Origin of the sequence: Acinetobacter sp. 766875 (assembly GCF_000582055.1) — a bacterium.
In the GTDB taxonomy this organism is placed as follows: Bacteria; Pseudomonadota; Gammaproteobacteria; order Pseudomonadales; family Moraxellaceae; genus Acinetobacter; species Acinetobacter nosocomialis.
The window spans coordinates 41,915-62,173 of the sequence record NZ_JEXX01000002.1 but is presented as its reverse complement, the minus strand read 5'-3'; the positions used below and the strand labels follow the sequence as shown (position 1 = coordinate 62,173).

Below are 20,259 nucleotides of genomic sequence, written 5' to 3'. Positions count from 1 at the left end.
TTGCTTTGATACAAAAAACCACCTTCGGGTGGTTTTTTGCTTTTTGGGATTTAAAGAAACTTTTCTACTAAGTCCATTGATTGTTGGTAGAGGTCGCGTGCCAGTTGCTGGTTTTTGGCATGAGAAGATTTCCAGTCAGGCATATGCGCGCTGACATATTCGCCATTGCGATTTTGCCATGAGTCTCCAATCGCCATTTCTGTAATGAGCTTTGCGGGAACTGACGTTGGAACTAAACCTACTTTCATGGCTGCATAAACTGGTTTTGGTAAATCACGATAAATATCAGAAGCAACACCGCCGGGGTGTAATGCATTATTTGTAATTGTACTATCAGCAAGTTGTTTAGCTAATGCGTTGCTGAACAGTAAGTTTGCAAGCTTGGATTGTCCATAATAGAACAGGGGGTTGTAAAAACCTTCTGCACGAAATTTATTAGGTTTAATTGAGCCAACCCAGTGGGCAATAGATGCAAGGTGAATAATCCGTGCTTTAGGTGACTGTTTTAAAGCCGGAAGTAACTTTTGAGTAAGTAAGAAATGACCTAAATAATTAACGCCAAATTGTTGTTCAAACCCATCTGCGGTGAGCTGTTTTGTTTTTGCAAATAGCCCGGCATTATTAATAAGCACATCAAGGCTGCCATATTTATCTGCAATTTCATCAGCAGCTTTTCTGGTTAACTCAAGACTGTTCAGATCAAGAGAAACGATATCAACTTGTCCTTGGTTGAGTGAGCGTAGTTTGTTTTGTGCCTCTTGTGCTTTTTGAGGATTTCGGCATGCCAAAATCACATGTTGTCCTTGTTGTACAAGTTGTTCTGCTGTGGCAAAACCAATACCTGTGTTGGCGCCTGTAATGAGTATCTTCACTTTTTAGTGCTCCGGTTATGCTATTTATTGATGAGACTATAAGAATTGTTATAGTGCTGGAATTCTGACAATTTGTCATGTCAAATTTAAGTAAGATTGATGACTAGCTCGTAAGTGCTGTTGAAGCTTTGATGAGGATATCTGAGGCTATAAAAGATAGTTTTTTTAAATAAAATTTTGATTAGTTATATAAACAAAAAGCGGCTCAAAAGAGCCGCTTTTTTAAAAGCAAAATTTTATGCGACTGACTCTGGGACAGTACGCCATAAGCTTTCTAAATCATAGAATTTGCGGGCAGTTGGTAGCATCACGTGTACTACAACAAAACCAAGATCAATTAAGATCCATTCGGCATCTCGTTCGCCTTCAACGCCAATCGGGCGGAAACCAGCTTTTCGAGCTTCTTCTGCAACATTGTCAGCAAGTGCTTTGACGTGACGAGTAGATGTACCACTCGCAATGACAATAGCATCCGCAACGTTGCTAATAGAACTAACATCTAACTGTAGAATATCTTTTGCTTTTACATCAACTAAAGCGTCATGGACGACTTTGAGACAAGCTTGTACGTCTTTATTTGAGGTGTTCATTGCGAAATCGTGAGAATTAGACACGCTGGGCGATGGTTCTAAATTCATATAGGGTATATTTTCCTGACAATTACTCACTATCTAATATAGTGGTTTTTACTCAGAATTTCAAACAAAACTAGTAACAGTTTATATATTTACGTCATCGGAAAAATATTTCTTTTTCCATGTAAATGACTGATTTGACCCGTTTTTAGGTTTATATTCTGCTGCAATGTAACCGTCATACGTGCTTTGTTTAATCCATGAAAAAATTTGCTCATAAGGGATTTGAGCCGTATCGGGTTCATGGCGTCCAGGACAGTCTGCAAACTGAATATGGCCAATCTGGTGAATATTTTCTTGTAACCCTTCAAGTACATCTTCACCCATCATCGCCATGTGGTAACAATCATATTGCATTTTTAAAGCAGGGTGGTTGACTGCTTCAAGCATCTCTTGGGCTTGGGCAATGTTCTGTACTAAAAAGCGTGGCATATCTGTGCCATTAATCATTTCAAATACAGGTTCTATGTCGTGTTCTGTAAGTAAATCACAAGCTAGCTTTAAGTTGCTTGCAAGTGTTTTAAGGCAAGGAAGTAAGTCAGAATCTTGAGGTTGCTTACCTGCCAAAATATTAACTCGAGGCACTTTTAAGGCAGTGGCATAGCGAATAGTTAACTCTAGTGCTTCACGGAATGCTGCTTCTTGACCAGGTATGCCTGCTAAACCATTTCCACCTTGCATAAGATCGCCAGCAGCAACATTAATTAAACATAAACTTAGGTTGTAACGTTCAAGTTGGTCTTGAATATCGGCAATGGAAAGTTCGTATGGGAATTGGATTTCTACATGTTCAAAGCCCTCTGCATGGGCTAATGCAAAGCGTTCAATTAAAGAAACTTCGGTAAAAATCATGGATAAGTTAACGGCAAGACGACCCATACACAAACTCCGTTTATTATTGCTCTACTAGTTGAATGATAGTAGCTAAATCTTTCTCAGCAAAGCCATTTTTTTGGTGAGTTTGTAGCTGTAATAGAGCTTTTTGTGCAACAGGTATGTCTAAATTAACATTGTTAGCCAATGTTACCGCGTTGTTAAGATCTTTGGATAATGTTTGAACTTTCCACTGAATAGGCTCGAAAGTATGAGTTGCCATGCGTGGGGCAAGTATTTGAAAAGGCTTTGAGTCAGCAAATCCACCTGCTAGGGCGGGAGCGAGTAATGTCGTGTCTACACCTGCGTGGTCTGCTAGTGCTACAGCTTCGGCAATAAGAGCACTATTTGCTGCCACAATGAGTTGGTTACAAATTTTGGTGGCTTGGCCCGTACCTGTATCACCCATACGTGTTACACGTTGAGAGAGTACATTGTAAACAGGACTCAAAGCTTCAATAGTTTGAGCATCTCCACCTGCAAAAATGACTAGCGTGCCTTGTTCTGCCCCGGCTGTACCGCCTGAAACAGGGGAGTCAATCCATGTCACATGTTGTGACGCGGCAGCCTGAGCAAGTGCTTTTGTTGCAGCAACAGACAGGCTTGAGAAATCGACAATAACTTGATTTGCTTTTAAATGAGGCTGAATTTGCTCAAATACGGCTTTCACAGCTTTATTGTCAGCTAGGCAAGTTAAAACTATAGGGTATTGTCCGATGTTTGAAAGATCGAGAGCATGTGCGCCAATATCGATAAGTTCTTCACAAGCAGATGCTGTTCTGTTCCAGACAGCAACTTGAAAACCAGCTTGAATAAGGCGGCTAGCCATACGGCTTCCCATAAGTCCTATACCTAAAAAGGCAATAGGTGTATTACGATCAAAATTCATCTTCAAAGCTCTTATCTATATTGGCGTGGTAAAAATTTAACTTCCGGATGTTTGTCTTTTTCACGAGCAAGTTTGCTATTTTTACCAAGTAATAATTTAAGTTGCCAGATTTTTTCTAGACGCAATGATTTTTCTGGCTGGTGCTCCATTGCATCTAATACACGTTTTGCAGCAGTCAATGCATCAGGTGAACGTTGTAGCATTTCTGAGGCAATTGCATTCGCTTTTTCTAAAGGGTTCTCGCTTAGATGAGTTACAAGACCAATATCTTTTGCATAGTTTCCGTCAAACACACGGGCAGTTAAGGTGAGTTCTTTGGCAAGGTCAACACCTATCAAACCTTTGAGTGAGCGGGTAAGTCCCATGTCAGGTACTAGTCCCCAGCGACTTTCCATAATCGACATTTTTGTCTCTGGGTGGGCAATACGAATATCGGCAGCCAGTGCAAGTTGCATTCCTGCTCCGAAGCAATAACCTTCAAGTGCAGCAATCACAGGTACAGGTAAGTTTTGCCAAATCAGAAAGGCTTTTTGGAAAAGGCTTTGTCCAGGTTTTACAAGCTCCCAAATCGCAAATGCAGAGTTTTTAGGATTGTTTAAGTCGGATAAATCAATACCAGCACTAAACACTTGTGCTTCACCCGTCAAAATTACACAGCGGATATCTCGGTCTTTTTGTATGGCTTTAGCCGTTGAAACGAGTTCTTTGAGGAGGGCAAAACTCATGGCATTACGTTTATCAGGACGGTTTAGATAAACTGTCGCAATGCCATTATTCTTTTCAATACGTAAAAGTGCCATGAAATTCCCGCTTATTTTTTTATCGATAAACGGAGCATAACATGGCTTGAAATTGGAAACATGACAGGTCAGTCATGCCTTTTTACAGGTTCTTGTTTAGTCGGGTATAACTAAAATTTGATGAGCTGCACTTTCAACTTCTTTAATAACAAGACCTAATTCATCGAAACGTCTCATGACTTCTTCAATGAAGCCATCGTCAGCTCTGCGGCGCTCTTTACGTAATGTTGAAACAAATTGCTCGAAGTCACCAGTGACTTGTTGAAGCTTTGGTGTGCCTACATAGCGAGTTGCACCATAGAGGCGGTGCAACACATGTTCGAGTTGAGGAAAGTCTTCAAGCTCAATGAGTTGCTGCATTTCATCTAGCTCGGTTGGGAAACTGTCTACCAACATTTTCAATAAGTCTTGAGCAAGATCTTCTTTATTTGCAGCCAATTGTAGGCTTTGTTGCCAGTTTAATATTTCTGGGTCGAGTGCCTCGGTAACAACATGGTGATCTTTATCTAAAGCTTGTGCAGTGAAATTGTTTTTAGTCCATTGCGTTAAAATCTGAATGATTTGCTCCATTTGAATTGGTTTGGTGACATAGTCATTCATACCAACTTTCAGAAGCTTTTGTTTTTCATCAGCAAGGGCATGGGCTGTTAATGCAATAATTGGAAGCTGCATTTCTCCATCTAGCGTTGACTCTAGTGAACGGATCGCGCGAGTAGTATCAATGCCTGACATAACTGGCATTTGAATATCCATAAACACCAAATCAAACGGTTTGAGTTTTTGGTCAATGCGTTCTTGGATGATATTCAGAGCTTCTTGTCCACTTAAGGCTTTAGTGGTTTTAACATTTAACTCACCTAACAATGCTTCTAAAACAATTAAGTTCGGTAAATGGTCATCGACCGCTAAAATATGTAAACCCTGACCATTAAAGTCTTGTTGTTCCTCTTCAAAAATAGGTTGGTCACTTAATAATTGAATGAGTCCGCTACGGCTTAATGGTTGATAAAGTGGGCGAGCACGATATTCAGTGAGCATGTTTGGCTCAAGGGTCATTTGATAGCCGTAAACTGCTAAGTTGCCCTGATAGCGGCTACGAATTTCTTTAAGCAGAGCTTCTGTATCGCCACTATGATCAACAATAAGCCATGTATTGTCTTTCTGGTCGAGGTGTTTTAGGCGGCTAAACAAGTCTAAAATTGATTGAGTTTCAATGTGTGGAACTTGGTAATTTTCAAGATAGTATCGTAATACACTTGCCGTTGCAGGGTGTGCTAAATAAGACACCACTTGTAAGTGTTCGAAGTGAGGGTGTTCTATTTCATGCTCTTCATCTACAGCAAACTGTGCAGTAAACCAGAATGTTGAACCTTTTTCTGTTGGTGCACGTTCTTGGTTATCTTCAAAACCAATTTGACCATGCATGAGATGAACCAGTTGTTTGGAAATTGCAAGACCTAAGCCTGTACCACCAAATTGGCGGGTAACAGATGCATCACCTTGTGAAAACGACTCAAATAACTTTTTACGGTCGGTACCACTTAAACCAATACCACTATCTTGAACGCTAAAATGCAGCAAACATTGACCAATGTCATCATGTTCCATACGTACACGAACAATAATTTCGCCGTCTGGGGTGAACTTGATTGCATTTGAAATTAGGTTGGTCAAGATTTGCTTAAAGCGTAAAGCATCTCCAATGACTTCTTGAGGAATGTTGTCTGCATAATAAAATGCCATGGCTATATGCTTTTGCGCAGCCAAAGGTGACAACATATCCATCACATCGAAAATAGCTTCTTCTAAATCAAACGGTGCTGTCTCAAGCTCTAATTTCCCTGCATCAATTTTTGAGAAATCTAATACATCGTTAATTAATGCTAATAAATGGGCAGAGGACTTGCGAATAGTCTGTAAATAGAGGTTTTGTTCATTACTTAGATTTTGTTGGCGTAGTAATAAATGAATAAAGCCATCAATACTGTTAAGTGGTGTACGAAGCTCATGACTGATATTGGCAAGGAAAACTGATTTTGCCTGATTTGATGAAATCGCTTGGTCACGTGCTTGACGGTAAGTAATGTTTTGAACTTCGAGGGTATCTAATGTTCTACGTAAATCTTCTTCGGTTTGTTCGGTGTGTTCTTTAAGCTCTAAAAAACTAAAATGTAGTCTTTTCACCACACTTGCGATATCACGTTGGAGTAAGCGTAATTCACCCGTACTGTTAATGACCATATGCTGATCTAATGTGTCTGCATTGAGTCGCTGTAGTTGCATCCGAATTTCGTACATTGGTGCAACCCAGCGACGAGAGAAGAAATTCAGACAGAGCAAAAGTAAGAGCAGCGTCATTAAACTCGTAATAACTAAAGCGATCAGAATACGATAACGTGCTAATTCTAGTGGTTGATTATCCATTTCAATCACTAGCCAGACAGGGGTTTTACCTGTGATATTGCTGATGCGAACCCCATAAATATTGTTATTGTTATAAGAGATCGGGCCAAAAAAACTATTGTTTTGCGTAAAGTTAGGCCAATAACGATTATCTCGATAGCCTACACTTAAGTAAGTCTGACCATTACTGTCAATTAAAGCAGCACGCTTGAGATTTTTTTCACTGAACATGCTTTGCATAATATGTTGAGCATGGTCATATTCATCGGGTTTGAGTTCTACTAATGTATAGAGATCTTTAGCGATTTGATTATAACGCGCCAGAATAGCTGAGGCATGATGCAGTTGCTGTTGTTTTGCAGAGTAAGATGTTTCAGTTAAAACCAGAAAAGCACCAACACCAGTTAAAATCATCATGGGCACAAAAATAAGAGCAATCAGTTGCCCATATGCATGATTCAGACGTAAGCGTTTCGATAAGGTTTTATTGAAATTAGACATGGCTACATCGGATTGATCTCTCTGTAGGGCATATTATCACGCTTTATTTTAAAACAGACGGCATTTTATAACTGACTGGGCTTTAATCACTTTAATTAAAAAGCATAGTGAAATGGGTGCAGTACCGATCATTTTTTCATACAATAGTGCCACCCCGATTTAGGTGTTGATCATGAGTAATACACAACCTGATTTTTTAGCCGACGAATTTTTGTTAGATCACTATGTAGGTAAAACACCTCTAGTCCGTTTGCAGCGCTTGGCTTGTCACACGCAGGCAACGGTTTTAGCAAAATTGGAAGGTAATAATCCGGCAGGTTCTGTAAAAGATCGCCCTGCATATAACATGATTATGCAGGCAGAAAAGCGTGGTCAAATTAAACCGGGTGATACGTTAATTGAAGCAACTAGCGGCAATACAGGTATTGCTTTGGCTATGGTTGCGGCAATGCGCGGCTATAAAATGAAACTTATCATGCCAAATAACATGAGCCAAGAACGCAAAGATGCGATGTTAGCTTATGGCGCAGAGCTGATAGAAGTGACTCCACAGCAAGGTATGGAAGGCGCACGTGATTTAGCTTTGCAAATGGAAAAAGACGGCAAAGGTCATGTTTTAAACCAGTTTGGTAATCCTGATAATGTTGAAGCTCATTACCTGACGACAGGTCCTGAAATCTGGAAGCAAACGGGTGGTAAAATTACTCACTTTGTAAGCTCAATGGGTACAACCGGTACCATTATGGGTGTTTCTAAGTATTTAAAAGAACAAAATCCAGACATTCAGATTGTGGGCTTACAACCAGCAGACGGTTCAAGTATTGCCGGTATTCGCCGCTGGCCAAAAGAATACTTACCAACAATTTTTGATAGCAGTCGTGTAGACCGAATTATTGATATTCCTCAAATTGAGGCGGAAAAAACCATGCGTAAATTGGCTCGTATGGAAGGTATCAGTGCAGGTACATCTTCAGGTGGTGCAGTTTGGGCATCAATTAAGATTGCAGAAGAAAATCCAGAAGCTGTTATTGTTTGCATTATCTGTGACCGTGGCGACCGCTACTTGTCTACAGGTTTGTTCTCAGTACAGGACGATAACTCATAATTGAGAGAAAGAATGCGTTTCCCAACTTTAGTTTTTGACATTGAAACTTTAACTGATTTAAAAGCGGGAGCGCATTTATATCATCTTGATTTGCCAGAGGCAGATGTTGAACAGGCACTCACAAAAATCCGCCGCCAAGAATCAGGTATGGATTTTCAGCGTTTGCCATTGCATGAAATCGTTTGTATCTCTGGTTTATGGATTGATGAATCGGGCTTTAGACTGTTTTCTTTTAGTCGAGAGCACTATTCAGAAGCTGAAATTTTACAGAAATTTCTATCTATTTTTGACAAGCGCCATCCCACTTTGGTGAGTTGGAATGGCTCACAATTTGATTTGCCGGTTATCTTGTTCCGTGCCATGTATCATGGTCTTTCTGCACCGGGCTTGTTCGATCAAGGTGAGCTTGATAGCCAGAAGCGTTTTAATAATTACCAAAACCGTTATCACCACCGTCATATTGATTTAATGGATGTGATGGCAATGTTTAATGGCCGTAATTTCCAGAAACTTGATGAGGTTGCCTGTATTTTAGGTTTACCAGGTAAGCGTGGTGAATCGGGGTATCATGTTCCTGAATATGTACGTGCTCAGCAATGGTTAAAGTTAACCAGTTATTGTGAGGGTGATGTACTCAATACATGGTTTATTTATTTGCGTTGGTTGTTACTTAAAGGTCAAATCAATGTAGATGAACATAATCATTGGATTAGTTCTAGTATTGAATATTTACAGACTATGCCTCAGCAGGCCGATTTTCTTGAAGTGTGGCAACGTTCATCGAAACATACCGACTTTACATCCCACTATTTTAATCCTTTAGATTTTTAGGTTCATTCTTTGAAACAGCAAGCCAAATCTCGCAAAGCTCAGCAACCTGAATATATTTTTCAGGTTGAAACTCTTTCTCATGAGGGGCGAGGAATTGCGCACTATGGTTCTCATCCGGATCATCCGGCAGATAAGCATGGTAAAAAGGTATTTATCCGTTATGCGTTGCCTGGAGAAACAGTAAAGGCTCAAATTACGCATGAGGCTAAGCGCCTTGAAGAAGCTGAAATGATTGAGCTTTTAGCAGAACCTTCGTCAAATCGCGTAGAGGCTGTTTGTCCTCATTATGGTATTTGTGGCGGCTGTAGCATGCAGCACATTCATCCAGATGAGCAAATTCGCTTAAAGCAAAATGTACTCCAGTCACATTTACAACACTTTGCGGGTATTCAACCTGAACAGTGGTTAGAGCCAATTCGATCTTTACAAAGTGATTATCGCCGTCGAGCGCGTATTGGTGTGCGCTATTTGCCAAAACAGGACCGTTTGATTTTAGGTTTCCGTGAGCATCATAGTAATCGTTTAACTTCTATCCATACCTGTAGTGTTTTGGACAAAAAATTATCAGATAGTCTGCCAGAATTGCGTACTTTACTCCAAAGTCTAAAAGGCAAAGCGCATATTGGTCATGTAGAATTAGCAAAAGGTGATGATGAAATTTCTTTATTGGTTCGCCATGTAGAAAAATTAAACAATTCTGATGTCAACCAATTAAGACAATTCGCGTTACACAAAGGCTGGCAGTTGTATTTGCAACCTAAAGGTCCCGAAAGTCTTCGTCGTATTGATGAAGATCAAGGTGCTATGCGATTACATTATGCTTTAAATGCATTTGAAGTAAATTTTGCTTTTTCGCCATTGGATTTTACGCAGGTCAATGGCACAGTAAATGAACAAATGGTGCAATTGGCATGTGAATTGCTTCAATTGCAGCAGGGTGAAAGAGTACTGGATCTGTTTTGCGGATTAGGTAATTTTTCGCTTCCACTTGCACGATGTGTTGGTGCAAATGGACAAGTTGTTGGTGTGGAAGCAAGTGAAGAAATGGTGCAGCGAGCAACGGATAATGCCAAGTGCAACAATCTGGTGCAAGCAAACTTCTTTTCACAAGATTTAACAAAAGATTTTTCGCATCATTCTTGGGCAAATCAAGGATTTGATGCATTATTGATTGATCCTCCTCGTGCTGGTGCATATGAAATTATGCAGTATGTACCAAACTTTGGAGCAAAAAGAATCGTTTATGTATCATGTAATCCAGCAACACTAGCAAGGGATGCAGGTGTTTTGGCTCAACATGGATACAAGTTAAAAAAAGCAGCGGTTATGGACATGTTTACGCACACAGAACATGTTGAATCAATTGCTTTATTTGAAAAAATTCAAGAGATAAACGATTAAAAACATGAGTTACATATCCAGGAGAATGGTATGGTCACAGTACGTGAACAGTTACCTGAACAACTAACTGAGTTGTCAGAGGAAACGACTGTAGAGCATGCCGCCGAAACACAAGTCGGTTTAGCCTCATGGTTGGATCGGGTTCGTGAAATATTAGATGGGGCAGAGCTTAAACAACTCGAAGAGGTTGCGCATTTAACCCTGCAAAAAGAGTTAGATTCAACGGTTAATCATCGTTCCAATACATTTGCTACTGGTGTTGGAATGGCGGATATTCTGGCGCATTTACATGTAGATGAAGATACTTTATCTGCTGCAATGCTTTATCGTAGTGTTCGTGAAGACATTACTGATATAGAAGAAGTAAAGCGCAAGTTTGGTGAGCAAGTCTATAACCTTGTCAAAGGTACTTTGGCAATGGGTAAGCTTTCAGAACTCATTGAAAAAAATAAACGACTAGAAGACCATTTTAATAACAACCAGAGGGAACATTTAAGCGGCATTTATAAAATGCTGATTTCAGTGACTGAAGATGTCCGTGTTGTTTTAATTAAGTTAGCTGAGCGTACTTATTCTTTACGTGAGTTAGCCAACTCTTCACGTGAACGTCAAGAGCGTGTGGCGCGTGAAATTCTTACTATTTATTCGCCATTGGCGCATCGCCTTGGTATTGCACAGCTTAAGTGGGAACTAGAAGATTTAGCCTTTCGTTATTTGGCACCAGACCGTTATAAAGAGATTGCTTCATTACTCAATGAAAAGCGTCTTGAGCGCGAACACTATATTCAGTTCGTAATCGACCGCTTAAAAAATGAATTGGCATCTTACGGTATTGAGGCGGAAATTACAGGTCGAGCAAAACACATTTATTCGATTTATCGAAAAATGAAAAGTAAAAACCTGAGTTTCGATCAGCTTTATGACATTCGTGCCTTACGTGTATTGGTGAATAGCGTGCCGGAGTGTTATCACTCATTAGGTATTGTTCATCAAATCTGGCGCCATATTCCACACCAGTTTGATGACTATATTACCAACCCGAAAGCTAATGGTTATCGCTCATTACATACTGCTGTAATTGCTGAAAATAAATCTTTAGAAGTACAAATCCGTACTCATGAGATGCATGATGAAGCAGAATTAGGTGTATGTTCGCACTTTAACTACAAAGAAGGCTCGAAGAATACCGACCATTCTTTTAACCATCGTTTACATTCGCTTCGTGCCGTTTTGGAACATTACCAAGAACGTAATGAAACCACAGTACACCAAAACGAAGATGAGACGGAAGGCTTTGATCAGCTTCAAGACTTTGAAGGTTTTGAAAAGATTTATGTGTTTAGCCGTGATGGTGATATTAAAGAATTACCACGTGGTTCAACGGTTTTAGACTTTGCTTATCATGTGCATACAGAAGTAGGAAACAAGTGTTATGCGGCACGTGTTAACCAACGTTATGTACCATTAACCTATACGCTAAAAACTGGTGAACAGGTCGAGATTTTAACCAAAAAAGACCGTGAGCCTAACCGTGACTGGTTGGTGAACTCTTTAGGGTATATCAAGACAGCTCGTGCACGTGACAAACTACGTCATTGGTTCAGACAGCAAGATCGTAGCAAGAACCTTGAAGTTGGCCGTGAGTTATTAAACAAAGAATTGTCTCGATTGGCGATTCACCCTAAGAGTATCGACCTGAACGACTACTCATCACATTTTAATGTGAAAACAGGGGATGACATTTTAGTTAGTCTGGTCAGCGGTGATATCAGCTTGCATGCCTTGATTAATCAGATTAATCGTCAAATGCATCTGGATCAGGATGAGCCTGAGCTGGTACTTAAACCAACATTAAATCCGCGCGCCAGTCATACTTTGTCTGCGCATGGCATCTTAATTGATGGTTTAGACAATGTTGAGTTACATATTGCACAGTGTTGCCAACCAGTTCACGGGGAGTCAATTGCTGGCTATATCACATTGAATCGTGGTGTAAGTATTCACAAAGTCTTGTGCTCTGATTATCAACGCATGATCAAGCAAGAACCAGAACGTGCTGTTGAAGCCGATTGGGAAATGCAGCCAACTCGTGGTCAAAGTGTTCAAATTGTGGTTGAAGCTTATGATCGTCGTGGTTTGCTCAAAGACTTAACTCAAGTGATTTTCTCTGACCAAATTAATATTCGTCAGGTGAATACAATTTCTGAGGCAGATGGTATTGCCAATATGAAGTTGCTCATTGAGGTCAAAGGTTTGGCTCAGCTTTCACGTTTGTTGGCTCGTTTAGAGCAACAACCAGGGATTATTAGCGCACGACGCATGATTCAAGGTGTTTAAATAAACTGAGTAAAAAGGCCGTCAATTGACGGCCTTTTTTTTTAACTACTTTCTTGATAAATAAATATTAGTTAAACGATTTAAAAACTGTGGACTTATGGTTGAGAGTTGATAAAGCAGTTTGGTTTTTATGCCAACAGGAGTATGAGTAGGAGTCCAGAAATGAGCTTTTTTCTCGACAAGTGAAAGGACCTGCTGAGCAATATCATTTGGTGTTAAGTCAACGCCCATATTTTGAATACTACCTGCATCCATATTATTGACCATTGCGGTTTGTACAAATAAAGGCATCACATCTAAAACACGAATACCATATTTTTTCCATTCCACATCTAAACCTTCGGTAATTCCGCGAACTGCAAACTTACTGGCTGAATAAGAAATAAGGTCAGCTTGCCCGTAAATTGCAGAAGCCGAAGAAAGATTAATGACTCGTGCAAAAGAAGCTTGTTTTAAATAAGGGAGTGCAGCATGGCAACCGTTGATTACACCGTTTACATTAATATTGATTGTTCTTTGGTGTGAATTGATATCGATGTGTTCAAAAGCCCCAGAATATAAAATCCCTGCGTTATTCACTAAAATATTAAGCTCGCCAGCCCAGTCAGTAAATTCTTTTAATATATGTTGCCATTGCTCGTAATCACTGACATCTAAATAACCAGCGCATGCATTGGGTCCTAACTCTGTTGCTAAGCTTTGAGCAAGTGATTCGTTAATATCATAAATGCCTACTTTATATCCTTGTTTGTAAAATACTCGTGCAATTTCTGCTCCAATACCTTGAGCTGCGCCACTAATCAGAATGCTATGTTTCATCTTTTTTTCTCTTTATCGTTACAATATGACGAATGATTTGCCGCTTTAATTTTGATCATAGCAAATTAAGATTTTAAATTTACTGACCAACTTTTTGAACTTGAGGGTTACCATGGATAAATTGCTTAAAATTATGCAAGAGCTACGTGAAAAATGTCCGTGGGATCAAGAGCAAACCCCAATGTCACTGACTAAATATGCAATTGAAGAAGCATATGAAGTCGAAGCTGCTATCCGTCAGGGCGATATTGATGAAATTCGAAATGAGTTGGGTGATTTGTTATTACAAGTTGTATTTCAATCACAAATGTTTAGTGAGCAAGGGGCGTTCAATTTTCAAGATGTAGTTGAGGCAATTAGTGAAAAATTGATAAGACGTCATCCACATGTGTTTCAAGCTGATCAATTTAATAACTTAACACCAGAACAAGTAAGCGAGTTATGGAAACAAATTAAACGACAAGAAAAGCAAGGCAAGCCGAAATCAAGATTAGATAAAATTAAACATGGTCCTGCACTGACTCAAGCACAGGAAATTCAAAAGAATGTTGCAAAAGTCGGATTTGATTTTGAAACAGTAGAAGATGCTTATGTAAAACTAGAAGAAGAATTAGGTGAATTCAAAGAGGCCCTTAAAAATCAAAATATTGATGAAATTCAAGACGAATTTGGAGATTGTCTGTTTTCATTAGTCAATGTAGGACGTAAACTTAACATTTCAAGTGAAACTTCACTTTTATCAACCATACATAAATTTAGAAGTCGTTTTGCTTTTATTGAAGAGCAAGCCATAAAACAGCAAAGAACATTAGAAGACATGACTTTGTCCGAGATGGATGAATTGTGGAACCAAGCAAAACGACAATTACATTCAGGGGAAAAACGACATGCGATACAGCATGAGAATTTGGAAAAATAATTGTTTTATTTTAATGATGTTGTGCTTGGGCGTAATTTCACCTTCGGTTTTTGCTCAATCTTTTGATCAGAATTTTCAGGAATGGAAGGCTAAACAGCAGATGTACGACCAAAAGTTAAACGTCTCTAAGCCTTCTCATTCATATGGTTCTAAAAATTCTTATACTAAGAGTTCTAATAACTCTACAGGGCAAATTCACTTGAATCAGGCCACTGTAAATGAGTTTCAGCAGTTAAAAGGCGTAGGTGAGAAAAAGGCGCAAGCGATTGTAGAATATAGACAGAAGAACGGAAGTTTTAAAAATATTGACGAAATTAAAAACGTCAAAGGAATCGGCCCCGCTATTTTTGAAAAAAATAAATCGCGTTTAGCCTTATAAAAGTTCTGTTCGTCAATTATCATTTCCTGCGCAATCTAAAGAGAATCAAATTGCCCTTTGTGTGTGTTAGAGCTATGATTAGCGACAACTTGTTATTTACGTCCTGACGTAGGAGACAGCGTCTTTTGCAAACCTTGCGAGCGTCAAAATGTGGTTTGTCCACAGCCCAACTTCCTTCTTCGATTTTAGATGTGATCGATAGTCTGAACAAAGCAGGCTATGAGGCTTATATTGTTGGGGGTGGTGTCCGTGATTTAATGCTAGGACTCAATCCTAAAGATTTCGATGCAGTCACCAATGCAACACCTTCTCAAATTAAAGAAGTTTTTGGTCGTCGGTGCCGAATTATTGGCCGTCGATTTGAATTGGCACATGTCTATTCAGGACGTGAGCTGATCGAAGTTGCGACTTTCCGTGCTCCTCCTAAAAAAGCAGTTACCAATGCTTCTGGCATGATTTTGCGTGACAATAACTGGGGAACCATCGAACAGGACTTTGCTCGACGCGATTTTTCTATCAATACGCTTTATTACCAACCACGTAAGGGTATTGTGCTCGATTTTTGTAAAGCAATTGATGATGTCAAGAATAAGACTTTGCGTTTATTGGGCGATCCTGTGCAACGTTTTGAAGAAGATCCGGTGCGTATGCTACGGACGTTACGTTTTGCAGCTAAGCTAAATTTTAAAATTGATCCGGCAATTCTCGATATTTTTGATGTTGAGATGACACAATTGCTTCGTGATGTTTCTCCGCACCGTTTATACGATGAGTCTCAAAAGCTTTTCACAATGGGTCATTTGGCACGTGTATTACCAATGCTAATTGAATTTGGCGTGTGGAAGCAGCTTTTTGCTGATATTCGTCCAGATCTCACCCCATTTATTCAACGCGCTGCAAAAAATACAGATCAACGCATTCAAATTGGCAAAACCATTAACCCTGCATTTTTCTATGCAGTTTTATTGTGGCAACCATTTTTAGAGCGTTGTGACTTTTATTTATCAAAAGGTGTGGTTCCAGCCGAAGCACGTGCTCAAGCAGGTTTAGATGTTTTAAAACGTCAAGCGACACGTACAGTCATTCCTCGTTTTGCCGAAACTTTTATTCGTGAAGTTTGGGAAATGCAAACCCGATTGCTTAATCCAAAGCCACAGCAAATTGAAGCATTGGCAAGCCATGCGCGTTTCCGTGCAGGCTTTGACTTCTTATTACTTCGTGAAAAGTCAGGAGATGACACAACACAAGGAATGGGAAGCTGGTGGGATGCTTACCAAGAAATGTCAAACGATGAAAAAGAAGCTGCGATTAGCAAATATAATCGTCAAAAAGCTAAAAGTCGTCGTAAGGTTGCTGTTGAACCTATTGAAAACAATAGAGCTGATGCAGAAATTGAGCCTTTGGTGGATGTTCCAGAGCCTCGAAGCCGTCGTGGTAAGAAAGAACGTGCACGACAAGAGCAGTCTGTTGATCGTTTTATGGAAAAATCTTCCACATCACAAACTAATATGACGAGCGATCACCCAATTTTAAAGCGCAAACGGGTACAACGTGATTTGAGCCAAGTTATTTTTGGGCCGACACAATGACAGTAACCACATATATTGGCTTAGGAAGTAACCTAGGTGACTCACGCCAGATTTTGTCTGAAGCAATAGCCAAGCTTAAAACTATTGGTGAAGTGAAGGTATCCAAACTGTACCAAAGCCCACCAATGGGTCCCCAAGATCAACCCAATTATCTAAATGCAGTAGCTCAGCTAAAAACTGAGTTACTTCCGCTTGACTTACTCGATCATTTACAGCGTTTTGAGCAAGAAGCTGGGCGAGTAAGACTCCGTCATTGGGGGGAGCGAACTTTGGACCTAGACCTGCTGATTTATGGTGATGAAAAAATACAAAATGAGCGCTTAACGGTGCCGCATGTAGGATTAATGCAACGAGATTTTGTTGTGATTCCTTTATTAGATTTAGACGCTGATTTACATATCAATGATCAGCCACTTAAGAATTTAGAACTCTTACAGCAGCCAACGCTGACTGTACTTGCTGATGAGTCTTGGGCTTAAAGTCTGACTTATTACGTTCTGCAAACTCCTGTAGAGGATACCATCATGATTAGTCTAAGTGACTTAAGAAAATTTAAAGCCGAAGGACGTAAGTTCTCTTGTCTAACTTGTTACGATGCAAGTATGGCAAAAGCAATGGAACTTGCTGAAATTGATACTATCTTAATTGGTGATTCTCTTGGAATGGCAATTCAAGGTCGTGATTCAACTTTACCTGTAACTGTTGAAGACATGGCTTATCATACAGCGGCAGTGCGCCGTGGTAACCAGCATGCTTTAATTATGACTGATTTACCATTTATGAGTTATGCCACTTTAAACGATGCTTTGCAGAATGCGAAAACAGTTATGCAAGCTGGTGCGCAGATGATCAAAATCGAAGGTAGCGCATGGCTAAGTGAAACTGTACAGGTGTTAACACGTAATGGTGTGCCTGTATGCGTACATTTAGGTTTAACCCCTCAGTCTGTACATGTTTTTGGTGGCTACAAACTACAAGCTAGAACCCGTGAAGCAGCTGATCAACTTATTGCTGACTGTACGGCGGTGGTTGAAGCGGGCGCGGCAGTTTTATTGCTCGAGTGCGTTCCGGCACAATTGGGTCAAGAAATTGCTGAATTATTCCCGAATACTCCTGTGATTGGTATTGGGGCAGGTAATGCAACTGATGGTCAGGTACTTGTAGTACAAGACATGTTAGGTTTAACTTTTGGTCGAGTTGCGCGGTTTGTACGTAACTTTATGAAAGAGCAATCTGGTGAAACAGCAATTTTAGATGCTTTTAAAGCGTTTCATGCTGCTGTACAGGACCAGTCGTTCCCAGCCAAAGAACATACTTTCCAAGTTGAGCTGTAATTCATGAAAACAGAAACCACTATACAAGGCTTAGCTGCTTCTTTAAATCCTGCTAGAGCTGCACGTAAAATCATTGGTTTTGTCCCAACTATGGGAAATCTACATGAAGGCCATCTCACCCTTGTTCGTGAAGCGAAAAAGTTATGTGATGTTGTGGTTGTGAGTATCTTCGTAAACCCGACCCAATTTGGTCCGGGTGAAGATTTTGATAACTATCCACGTACTTTAGAGCAGGACAGTCGTCTACTTGCTGATGTTGGTTGTGATATTATTTTTGCGCCTTCAGTTGAGCAAATGTACGGTACACAACCTCGTTTAACTAATATTAGTGTCAGCCAGATTACAGATGACTTATGCGGTAGTTCACGTCCTGGGCACTTTGATGGTGTAGCGCTGGTTGTCACAAAACTCTTTAATATTGTGCAACCGAATTATGCTTTTTTTGGTCAAAAAGATTATCAACAGTTGGCGGTGATTCGTCAGTTTGTACAAGACTTAAATATTCCATTAGAAGTGATTGGTGTACCCATTGTTCGTGCAGCAGATGGTTTAGCACTGAGTTCAAGAAATGGTTATTTGACTCCGGAACAACGTCAGATTGCGCCAGTCATCTATCAAGGACTAAAGCAAGCTGAAGAGCAATTACACCAAGGTAAAGATTTACAACAAGTCTTGGCAGATTTAAAAACGTTGTTGACAGACAATGGTTTTGTTGTGGATTATGTGGAAGCTCGTCAGCCAAACTTGTTGGCTGTGTCTCAATTTGATCGTGATATTGTGTTGTTTGTCGCGGCTAAGTTGGGCGGAACACGTTTAATTGATAATTTGCAAGTTGCCTTTACACCTCAATAATACATAAAAGGACAGCCATGCCATGAAGCGTATACTTATCGTGACAGGACAGTCTGGTTCAGGAAAATCTTCAGCTCTTCAAGTATTAGAAGATTTGGGCTATTACTGTATTGATAATTTACCTTTGGCATTGCTGCCTGAAATTGTGGCAAAGCTAGATCATGAAAATAATCTTGAACAGCTGGCTTTAGGTGTAGATGTCCGAAGTACTCGGGCTGATATGCAAGAGTTCGACCATGTTTTTGAGCAATTACAAAAACATGGTACGGTTGATGTGATTTATCTGACGACACAAGATCAGGATTTGATTGCACGATTTAGTGCGTCGCGTCGTCCACATCCGTTGGCGAATCGCTTCAAAAGCCTTTTGCAATGTATTCATGAAGAAAAGCAGTTACTGATTCCAATTCAGTTCCGAGCAACGGTTCATATTGATACCACTGATAAAAGTGTTCATGATTTAAAACATATCTTGCTGTCAAAATTAGGGCAGTCAGATAATCTGATTGTTATATTGCAGTCATTTGGTTATAAACATGGTATTCCTTTAGATGCCGACTATGTTTTTGACGTACGGCATTTACCAAATCCGCATTGGGATTTAGAATTACGCCGCTTTTCTGGTTTAGACGAGCCAGTTAAGCAGTTTTTAGAAGCAAGTCCGCAAGCAAACGAAATGTTTGAGGATATACACCACTTCTTAAGAAAATGGCTGCCGGCATTTGCTGAAGGGCATCGTCATTATATGACGGTTTCAATAGGTTGCACTGGCGGCCAGCATCGTTCAGTTTATATGGTAGATAGACTAAAACAAGCACTTGAGGCAGAATGGTCTGTTCAGGTCTTACACAGAGAAATGAAGCACTGGTCATGATAGACACAACTGTTGATGTAATTAATAAACTCGGTTTACATGCACGTGCATCAGGAAAACTGATAGAGGTCACTACGAAGTTTCGTTCGTCAATTCAGATTGGTAAGGGCGATCATTTAGTAGATGCAAAGAATATTATGTCGTTACTGATGTTAGGTGCAGGAAAAGGGACCACTTTACGTTTGGTCATTGATGGCACTGACGAAGAACAGGCATTAAATGAAGTACAGGCGTTATTCGCCGCAAAATTTTATGAGGCAGATTAATCGTGGCACGTCGTCCCCAGCGTTATACTGAAGAAGATTTTGATTCTTTAGAAGGACGTGCAAGTAAAACCGAACAGAAAAAAGCAGTTCAACGTATGGCTGCTTTAGGTGAGCAGTTAGCACAACTTTCTATCAAACAGATTCAAAAACTTCCGGTTGATGAGCGTTTAATTGATGCTCTTTTAGAAGTCCAGAATATTAGTTCGTTTGAAGCACGCCGTCGCCAATTTCAGCGTGTTGGTAAACTCTTGCGTAATGAAGATGAGACAGTCATTTTATCTTATTTGACTCCTCAACAAGGCGCGAAAAAACAAGCTCAATTGATGCGTTGGGTAGATCGTATGATCGAGCAGGGCGATCCTGCAATTAATGAGTTTAGTAAAATCTATAATGCATCAGAACGTCATACTTTGCGTCAGCATGTGTTAAGAATTAATCGTGATAAAACTCAGCAAGTTGCGGAAGCAGATCTTGAAGCAACTAAAATGAAATTTATTAACTATGTACAACAGGTTGCTCTATTGTCAGATCAAGGTTAATACCATTTTAACTAAAAAAGCGACGTTAAATACGTCGCTTT

The 20,259-nt window shown here is 39.9% G+C and carries 20 protein-coding genes; 13 read left to right on the top strand and 7 right to left on the bottom strand.

The annotated features are described in order from the left end of the window. Positions 1 to 50 precede the first annotated feature (50 nt). The 6 genes from J576_RS02770 to J576_RS02745 form a co-directional block, all read right to left on the bottom strand. The gene (locus tag J576_RS02770; protein ID WP_002054525.1) at positions 51 to 872 is read right to left on the bottom strand and encodes an SDR family NAD(P)-dependent oxidoreductase; all 822 of its coding nucleotides are present in this window, start codon (positions 870 to 872) and stop codon (positions 51 to 53) included. Positions 873 to 1,108: 236 nt separating this feature from the next. Continuing rightward, positions 1,109 to 1,510, bottom strand: a complete 402-nt coding sequence (gene rsfS / locus J576_RS02765) for a ribosome silencing factor (protein WP_002054521.1) — start codon at positions 1,508 to 1,510, stop codon at positions 1,109 to 1,111. 81 nt (positions 1,511 to 1,591) lie between these two features. Further along, positions 1,592 to 2,386, bottom strand: a complete 795-nt coding sequence (locus J576_RS02760; protein ID WP_002054583.1) for a hydroxypyruvate isomerase family protein — start codon at positions 2,384 to 2,386, stop codon at positions 1,592 to 1,594. 16 nt (positions 2,387 to 2,402) lie between these two features. Further along, a complete protein-coding gene (locus J576_RS02755) occupies positions 2,403 to 3,269 on the bottom strand; it encodes an NAD(P)-dependent oxidoreductase (RefSeq protein WP_033855495.1) in 867 nt (288 codons plus the stop codon). A gap of 11 nt (positions 3,270 to 3,280) precedes the next feature. Further along, the gene (locus J576_RS02750) at positions 3,281 to 4,069 is read right to left on the bottom strand and encodes a crotonase/enoyl-CoA hydratase family protein (protein WP_002054519.1); all 789 of its coding nucleotides are present in this window, start codon (positions 4,067 to 4,069) and stop codon (positions 3,281 to 3,283) included. 96 nt (positions 4,070 to 4,165) lie between these two features. Then, a complete protein-coding gene (locus J576_RS02745; protein ID WP_002054575.1) occupies positions 4,166 to 6,973 on the bottom strand; it encodes a GacS-like sensor histidine kinase in 2,808 nt (935 codons plus the stop codon). Positions 6,974 to 7,145: 172 nt separating this feature from the next. Between J576_RS02745 and cysM the strand changes: the two genes are divergently transcribed. From cysM to J576_RS02725, 4 genes are read left to right on the top strand one after another with little or no spacing between them, the layout of a single operon-like run. After that, on the top strand, positions 7,146 to 8,078 hold the full coding sequence (gene cysM, locus J576_RS02740) for a cysteine synthase CysM (protein ID WP_002054567.1): 933 nt from the start codon (positions 7,146 to 7,148) through the stop codon (positions 8,076 to 8,078). A gap of 12 nt (positions 8,079 to 8,090) precedes the next feature. After that, positions 8,091 to 8,909 carry a 3'-5' exonuclease gene (locus tag J576_RS02735; protein ID WP_002054539.1) on the top strand — a complete coding sequence of 273 codons (819 nt, stop codon included), beginning with the start codon at positions 8,091 to 8,093 and terminating at the stop codon, positions 8,907 to 8,909. A gap of 9 nt (positions 8,910 to 8,918) precedes the next feature. Next, the gene (rlmD, locus tag J576_RS02730; protein ID WP_002054556.1) at positions 8,919 to 10,310 is read left to right on the top strand and encodes a 23S rRNA (uracil(1939)-C(5))-methyltransferase RlmD; all 1,392 of its coding nucleotides are present in this window, start codon (positions 8,919 to 8,921) and stop codon (positions 10,308 to 10,310) included. A gap of 30 nt (positions 10,311 to 10,340) precedes the next feature. Then, positions 10,341 to 12,647, top strand: a complete 2,307-nt coding sequence (locus tag J576_RS02725) for a RelA/SpoT family protein (protein WP_002054537.1) — start codon at positions 10,341 to 10,343, stop codon at positions 12,645 to 12,647. 45 nt (positions 12,648 to 12,692) lie between these two features. Here J576_RS02725 and J576_RS02720 read toward each other — a convergent pair whose 3' ends face one another. Continuing rightward, entirely contained in the window at positions 12,693 to 13,466 is a 774-nt protein-coding gene (locus tag J576_RS02720) for an SDR family oxidoreductase (RefSeq protein ID WP_002054535.1), read from the bottom strand. A 112-nt stretch (positions 13,467 to 13,578) separates the two neighbouring features. On the opposite strand from J576_RS02720, the gene mazG reads away from it, so the two are divergent. From mazG to yjgA, 9 genes are all read left to right on the top strand, one after another. After that, a complete protein-coding gene (mazG, locus tag J576_RS02715; protein ID WP_002054545.1) occupies positions 13,579 to 14,385 on the top strand; it encodes a nucleoside triphosphate pyrophosphohydrolase in 807 nt (268 codons plus the stop codon). After that, positions 14,354 to 14,764, top strand: coding sequence for a ComEA family DNA-binding protein (locus J576_RS02710; RefSeq protein ID WP_002054540.1), 411 nt, complete (start codon positions 14,354 to 14,356; stop codon positions 14,762 to 14,764). Before mazG ends, J576_RS02710 begins: the two co-directional genes overlap by 32 nt. A gap of 125 nt (positions 14,765 to 14,889) precedes the next feature. Then, a complete protein-coding gene (gene pcnB / locus J576_RS02705) occupies positions 14,890 to 16,353 on the top strand; it encodes a polynucleotide adenylyltransferase PcnB (protein ID WP_002054534.1) in 1,464 nt (487 codons plus the stop codon). Continuing rightward, positions 16,350 to 16,832 carry a 2-amino-4-hydroxy-6-hydroxymethyldihydropteridine diphosphokinase gene (gene folK / locus J576_RS02700; protein ID WP_002054538.1) on the top strand — a complete coding sequence of 161 codons (483 nt, stop codon included), beginning with the start codon at positions 16,350 to 16,352 and terminating at the stop codon, positions 16,830 to 16,832. The genes pcnB and folK overlap by 4 nt, the downstream gene beginning before the upstream one ends. A 45-nt stretch (positions 16,833 to 16,877) precedes the next feature. Further along, the gene (gene panB / locus J576_RS02695) at positions 16,878 to 17,687 is read left to right on the top strand and encodes a 3-methyl-2-oxobutanoate hydroxymethyltransferase (protein ID WP_002054550.1); all 810 of its coding nucleotides are present in this window, start codon (positions 16,878 to 16,880) and stop codon (positions 17,685 to 17,687) included. A gap of 3 nt (positions 17,688 to 17,690) precedes the next feature. After that, the gene (gene panC, locus J576_RS02690; RefSeq protein WP_002054580.1) at positions 17,691 to 18,539 is read left to right on the top strand and encodes a pantoate--beta-alanine ligase; all 849 of its coding nucleotides are present in this window, start codon (positions 17,691 to 17,693) and stop codon (positions 18,537 to 18,539) included. A gap of 22 nt (positions 18,540 to 18,561) precedes the next feature. Further along, complete coding sequence (gene rapZ, locus J576_RS02685) at positions 18,562 to 19,413, top strand: RNase adapter RapZ (RefSeq protein WP_002054547.1); 852 nt, start codon at positions 18,562 to 18,564, stop codon at positions 19,411 to 19,413. Then, complete coding sequence (locus J576_RS02680) at positions 19,410 to 19,679, top strand: HPr family phosphocarrier protein (protein ID WP_000567533.1); 270 nt, start codon at positions 19,410 to 19,412, stop codon at positions 19,677 to 19,679. Before rapZ ends, J576_RS02680 begins: the two co-directional genes overlap by 4 nt. Before the next feature lie 2 nt (positions 19,680 to 19,681). Then, the gene (gene yjgA, locus J576_RS02675; protein ID WP_002054513.1) at positions 19,682 to 20,218 is read left to right on the top strand and encodes a ribosome biogenesis factor YjgA; all 537 of its coding nucleotides are present in this window, start codon (positions 19,682 to 19,684) and stop codon (positions 20,216 to 20,218) included. Positions 20,219 to 20,259 lie beyond the last annotated feature (41 nt).